The sequence below is a fragment of the Faunimonas pinastri genome (genome assembly GCF_900110915.1).
GTDB lineage: Bacteria > Pseudomonadota > Alphaproteobacteria > Rhizobiales > Afifellaceae > Faunimonas > Faunimonas pinastri.
Window position 1 is genome coordinate 1 of sequence record NZ_FOFG01000036.1, and the last position, 5,169, is coordinate 5,169.

Genomic DNA, 5,169 nt, shown 5'->3' on the forward strand with positions numbered 1-5,169 from the left:
TCCGCACTCCTCGATCGGCTACCTCACCCCTGCGGCCTATGCCGCGAGCCTGACCGCAACAGGCCTACCCGCTGCGCGACTTGAAAGCTGCGCGGCACGGCCTGTTGCTCACACCGCGCTGAGAAGCGTAACAAACGCCAGGACTCAGGTCGCCGCTGGATGAAAACTCAGGGGCAGGTCAGGATGTAGACCGGCCTGTCCGGCAGCTGGCGGAAGACATCGATCAGCCGCTCGGCAACCAGTTCTCGCATCCAGTCGCGGTCAATGAGCATCGCCCGCAGGCATGACGGACAGCCCTTCGGCTCCCCGTTGATCGAAGAGTTCCCTCACGCAAGTGCCAGGCAAGTACCGGCTGGCCGGCCGGTAAATTGATATCAGAGTTCGCCACGCTTCGCGGGGGCGGAACAAAGCGAGATGAAACCTGCGGCCAGCCGCACACTTCAGGACGACAACGGCCTCATCAGTGGACAACCATTCGAGTGGTAAGCAGTCAACGTAGAAAAGCGAAGAAAAGCGTGACAAGCGCGTTGACTGAAAGAAGGCAGAAGACTGCGAAAGAGCCAAGATCCTTGGATTGCTTCGCAAAGGCGGAGTAACCGGGAGACACGGCATCAGTGAGGACTTCGATCGCCGTGTTCAATGCCTCCACGGCCAGAAGCAAGATCAGGAAGACCGCCTGAACGAAATAGGCCTCCGTCTCCGCCCTCCTCACGGCGAGCACCGCAAAGAGCGCGATCGCGAACAGCAGCTCCTGCCGAAAGGCCGCTTCCTTGAGCATCCGCCTCAATCCGTCAAACGAATATCCGGCCGAAGCGAAGAGATGCGCGACGCCGGTCTTCTTGCGGAACGGCGGCGACGGCTCGGAAGACCTCACGACACTCAAGATGCCCGTCCGTCCGCGGCACTCATGGTGATATTTGGCGAGAGCTGACGACAGGCTGCGAAAGCATCGAGCTTGGGATCGTAGACGCTGGTCACCACGTCCATCATACCGAGAAGGGTATGGAACATGTTGTCGTGGGACAAGGGCGCATCACGCCGCCCAGCGACGCAATCGACGTCCAGGCCCATGGCCCGGCGGTATCCATCGGAGAACCAAGCCACAAGCGGTACATGGGTCTGGAAGTCCGGAGCCATGAAATAGGGCGCCCCGTGCAGGTAGAGACCGTTTTCGCCGAGAGACTCGCCATGGTCGGACACATAGATCATGGAAGTTTCCATATCATTGCGCTCCTTCAGAAGGTCGATCACCTCGGAAAGCACATGATCGGTGTACAGGATCGTGTTGTCGTAGCTGTTGACGATTTCTTGGTGCGTGCAATCGGCGAACTGTACCGTCTCACAGGCCGGCTTGAAGATCTGAAATTTTTTCGGATAGCGCTCGTAGTAAGCGGGTCCGTGGCTGCCGAGCTCATGAAGGATGATGACCGCGTTGCCCTTTACATCGTCGAGCTGGCGCTTCAACCGGTCGACAAGAATGTCGTCGTGGCATTCACCGCCCTTGCAGAAACGCTTGTCGTCCGTGTTGGGCAGAAATTCGTAGGGAATGTTCTCGGCGACCCGCATGCTGCCCGTGTCGTTGTCGAACCAGCTGACGTTGATGCCCGCATGGGTCAGGACATCGGTAAGGTTCTGCGTGGCGCGAGCCTTCGCTTCCGAATAGTGCTCGCGCGGATATACGGAGAACATGCAAGGCACCGAAACCGCGGTCGCCGTGCCGCAGCTCGTGACGTGCGAAAAGGCTATCGCCTTGCGGGCGGCGAGCTCCGGATTGGTGTCGCGGTCGTAGCCGATCATGCTGAAATTCGCGGCACGCGCCGTCTCGCCGACCACGAAGACCGTGACGACCTTATGGGGCGCGTTCGCGAGATTCGCCCCGGCACGGGCGTCGGTGCCGAGCGGCTGGGCGACGATGTCGCGCACCTTCATCTGCCGCTGCACGAACTTGGCGGTCGCAACGATCGGAGCCGACGGGTTAAAGCTATCGATCAGATCGTTATGGGCGCGTATCGTCGAGGCATAGGTGGAGTAATTCGCCATCAGGATCGCGACCACGGCGAGAAGGCAAGGCGTGATGACAAGCGTATTCCACGCGGCCTTCGCCAGGACATTTCGATGGGTCACCCTCACCCAGACCACCAGAAGCGAGGGTATGAGGCCGAAGACAACGATGTGCGCCAGCATGTCGAACGTGATGAGATGCTTGGCTTCACTCGGCGTCGTCAGAAAGACGTTCTGGATCATGTCGCGGTCGATCAGGATGCCGAAGGTGTCGACGTAATAGGAGGCGACAGCGGAGATGAGGATCGCGGCGATGAAGACGGGCTTGATCACGTATTTCATCGTGAAGAGCGTGAGAATCGCCGTCAGGAGCAGGTAAAGGCCGACGACAAAGAAAGCGAGCTGGACCGTGTGCCCCTGGAAGTATGTCAGCCCCTTGCTCCAGAAGCTGAAATTCGTAAGCAGAACGAAATAGGCCGAGACGATGAAGGCGAGCGCATTGCTCGTCACTTTCGGGCGATACATGAAGGCTTGGTCCGTTTCGCGCGTTGACAGCTCAGGGGCTTCGGGGCGCGGCGATCGCTCAGATCCACAACGTGCCAAACCGGAGGCAAGTTGACGGTAATGGCGCAAGGTGGCCGGTGCTTTTCCGGAACTATACGAAAACGTATAAGACGAGCGTCAGCTACATACGGCATGGATGGTGCATGAAGGTCCTTCTCATCGAGGATGATCGTTCGATGGCCGATTACGTGGCTTCGGGCCTACGTGAGGAAGGCCACGGGACCGATATCGCCAATGACGGCCTTTCCGGTCTCGAACTCGTCATGACCCGCAGCTACGATGCCCTTGTGGTCGATCGAATGCTCCCCGGCCTGGACGGGCTTTCCCTCGTGCGCGCCCTGCGTTCATCGGGAAAGGACGTCCCGGTCCTGTTCCTGACCTCGGTCGGTGGTGTGGATGATCGGGTCGAGGGATTGGAAGCCGGCGCGGACGATTATCTCCTCAAGCCCTTCGCGTTCTCCGAGCTTCTGGCCCGGCTGAACGCCTTGATCCGCCGTGCGCCGGTGCGGCGCGAGGAAGTCGTGCTCGAAGTCGGCGATCTCAAGATCAACCTCGTCAACCGCACGGTCTCGCGCGGCGGCACGATCATCGAGCTGCAGCCCCGCGAGTTCAAGCTGCTGGAATACTTGATGCGCAACCGCGGCCGTGTGCTGACGCGCACCATGCTTCTGGAGCGAGTCTGGAACTTCCACTTCGACCCGCGAACCAATGTCGTGGAAACCCATATCAGCCGACTGCGCACAAAGGTGGACCGGCCGTTCAAGGGAGAGATGATCCGCACGGTCCGTGGAGCAGGCTATGTTCTCGAAGCCGCTTCCTGAGGTTGTCAGGACCACCTCGTTCCGCGTCGCAATGGCTTATACGGGCCTTCTCGTCGCGGCGATCGCGGTGATCATGGGAACGACATATCTCGTCGCTTCGAGGGAGATGAAGGGTATCTACCGCCGCGAGATCACGCTCGATACCAGCATGTTCCGCTCGGCTTTCCGAGAAGGCGGCATCCAAGAACTTCGGCATTCGTTACAGGACCGCGCGGAAGGCGCGAACGACGACAGCTTCTTCATGCTGATCGAGCCTGGCGAGAAGGTGTCGGTCGGCGACCTTCCGGCCAGCCTCTGGTGTGACGCCTGGTGCGACCGACGGCTGGACGAGGCAACGGTCAAGGCGAGTCCCGAGCTGTCGCAGGCCGCGTCGATGAACAGCGACAACGAGGTGATCCTCTTCAGTTACGGAATGAGCCTGGGGCCCTACCGTGTTCTCGCCGGCCGGAACTCGCACATACTCGACGAAACCCAGGAAATCATCTTCGGCTGCTTCGTGGTCGGGACACTCGCCATGGCTTTTGCCGCACTGGTCGGCGGCTACTTTATCAGTCGGACATCGGCGCGGCGTGTCGCTTTTATCACGACTTTCACCCGCCGTGTCGTTGCCGGGCGGTTCGACCTGCGGCTGCCGATCACCCAGAGGCGCGACGAGCTCGATCGACTTTCGGCCGACATCAACATCATGCTCGCGCGCATCGACCGGCTCATGGAGAGCCTGAAGCAGGTTTCCACCGACATCGCTCACGATCTTAGAACGCCGCTGGCCAGGCTGCGCCAGAAGCTGGATGTCGCCCGCCGCCAGGACAAGCGGTTCAGTGTCGAGGAGATCCTTGATCAGGCTGTCGACGAAGTCGACGGCATCATCGAGACTTTCAACGCGCTGCTTCGAATTGCTCAGGTCGAGGCCGGCGCCAGGCGAGCCCGGTTTCGACCGATCAATCTTTCGGAGCTCGTCGAGAATATCTGCGACATCTACCGTGACGTGGCGTTTGACGCTGGGCACAGGCTCGATAGCGCGATCGAGCCGACGCCGCCGATCGAGGGTGATGTAGACCTGCTCACCCAGGTTATCGCGAACCTCATCGAGAACGCCATCGTCCATGCGCCGCCACCGGCGAAGATCAACGTCGCGGTGCGGCATATCGGGACGGAGGTTACCCTCGCTATCGCAGACGACGGGCCCGGCATCCCGGAAACCGAGCGTGAGAAGGTCTTCCAGCGCCTGTACCGACTCGATCGCAGCCGCACGACACCTGGCAACGGGCTCGGTCTGGCCCTCGTCGCGGCCATCGTCGAGCTCCACGGGACCCGTATCGAGATCGGCGACAACCTTCCCGGTTTAATCATGCGCCTGACATTCAATGCCCGTAACGGCCAAAACACGGACAGTTAGAGCAAGCCGGCGAATTCACTCCCAGGCAGCCGTCCGTCCATACGAGTGCAGAGGGACGGCGTCTCCATCGTCGCAAAATCAGACTTGATTCGTGATCGGAGTTGCCTGCGTAACTGTGGAAGAGCGCAGCAGCGCGTTAGCACCACCAGAGCGTCACGAAAGAAACGCTACCTCCCGTGTAAACAAGTGCGGGACCTTTTTAGAAAATTTAAATTTGTCAGCGCGCTTCTAAAGACGCCACAGAGGATTGCCCCCCCACTCCCTCCGCCAGAACACGATGCATCCTCTTGCCTGACGTGCTCCCCGAGTTTGGACCGCCCGGCTGGAGGATTTCCGGGGGTGCTGCTCAGGCTGTCGCACCGTCTCCTGAGCGTTTCATCAGCTCGA

4 protein-coding genes and 1 pseudogene are annotated in these 5,169 nt (G+C 60.1%); 3 read left to right on the plus strand and 2 right to left on the minus strand.

Going from position 1 to position 5,169, the window contains the following annotated elements; translation table 11 throughout:
* A pseudogene (locus tag BMY25_RS21285) lies at positions 1 to 163 on the plus strand (IS3 family transposase); the annotation flags it as partial.
* A gap of 327 nt (positions 164 to 490) precedes the next feature.
* On the opposite strand, the gene BMY25_RS20215 reads toward BMY25_RS21285, so the two are convergent.
* Together BMY25_RS20215 and BMY25_RS20220 are read right to left on the minus strand one after the other, a co-directional pair.
* Positions 491 to 874 carry a diacylglycerol kinase gene (locus BMY25_RS20215; protein WP_346432162.1) on the minus strand — a complete coding sequence of 128 codons (384 nt, stop codon included), beginning with the start codon at positions 872 to 874 and terminating at the stop codon, positions 491 to 493.
* Positions 875 to 879: 5 nt separating this feature from the next.
* The gene (locus BMY25_RS20220; protein ID WP_092500068.1) at positions 880 to 2,526 is read right to left on the minus strand and encodes a phosphoethanolamine transferase; all 1,647 of its coding nucleotides are present in this window, start codon (positions 2,524 to 2,526) and stop codon (positions 880 to 882) included.
* Between the two features lie 182 nt (positions 2,527 to 2,708).
* Between BMY25_RS20220 and BMY25_RS20225 the strand changes: the two genes are divergently transcribed.
* Together BMY25_RS20225 and BMY25_RS20230 are read left to right on the plus strand one after the other, a co-directional pair.
* Entirely contained in the window at positions 2,709 to 3,386 is a 678-nt protein-coding gene (locus BMY25_RS20225) for a winged helix-turn-helix domain-containing protein (protein WP_092500070.1), read from the plus strand.
* Positions 3,364 to 4,782, plus strand: a complete 1,419-nt coding sequence (locus tag BMY25_RS20230; protein WP_092500072.1) for a sensor histidine kinase — start codon at positions 3,364 to 3,366, stop codon at positions 4,780 to 4,782. Before BMY25_RS20225 ends, BMY25_RS20230 begins: the two co-directional genes overlap by 23 nt.
* The last annotated feature ends 387 nt before the right edge of the window (positions 4,783 to 5,169 follow it).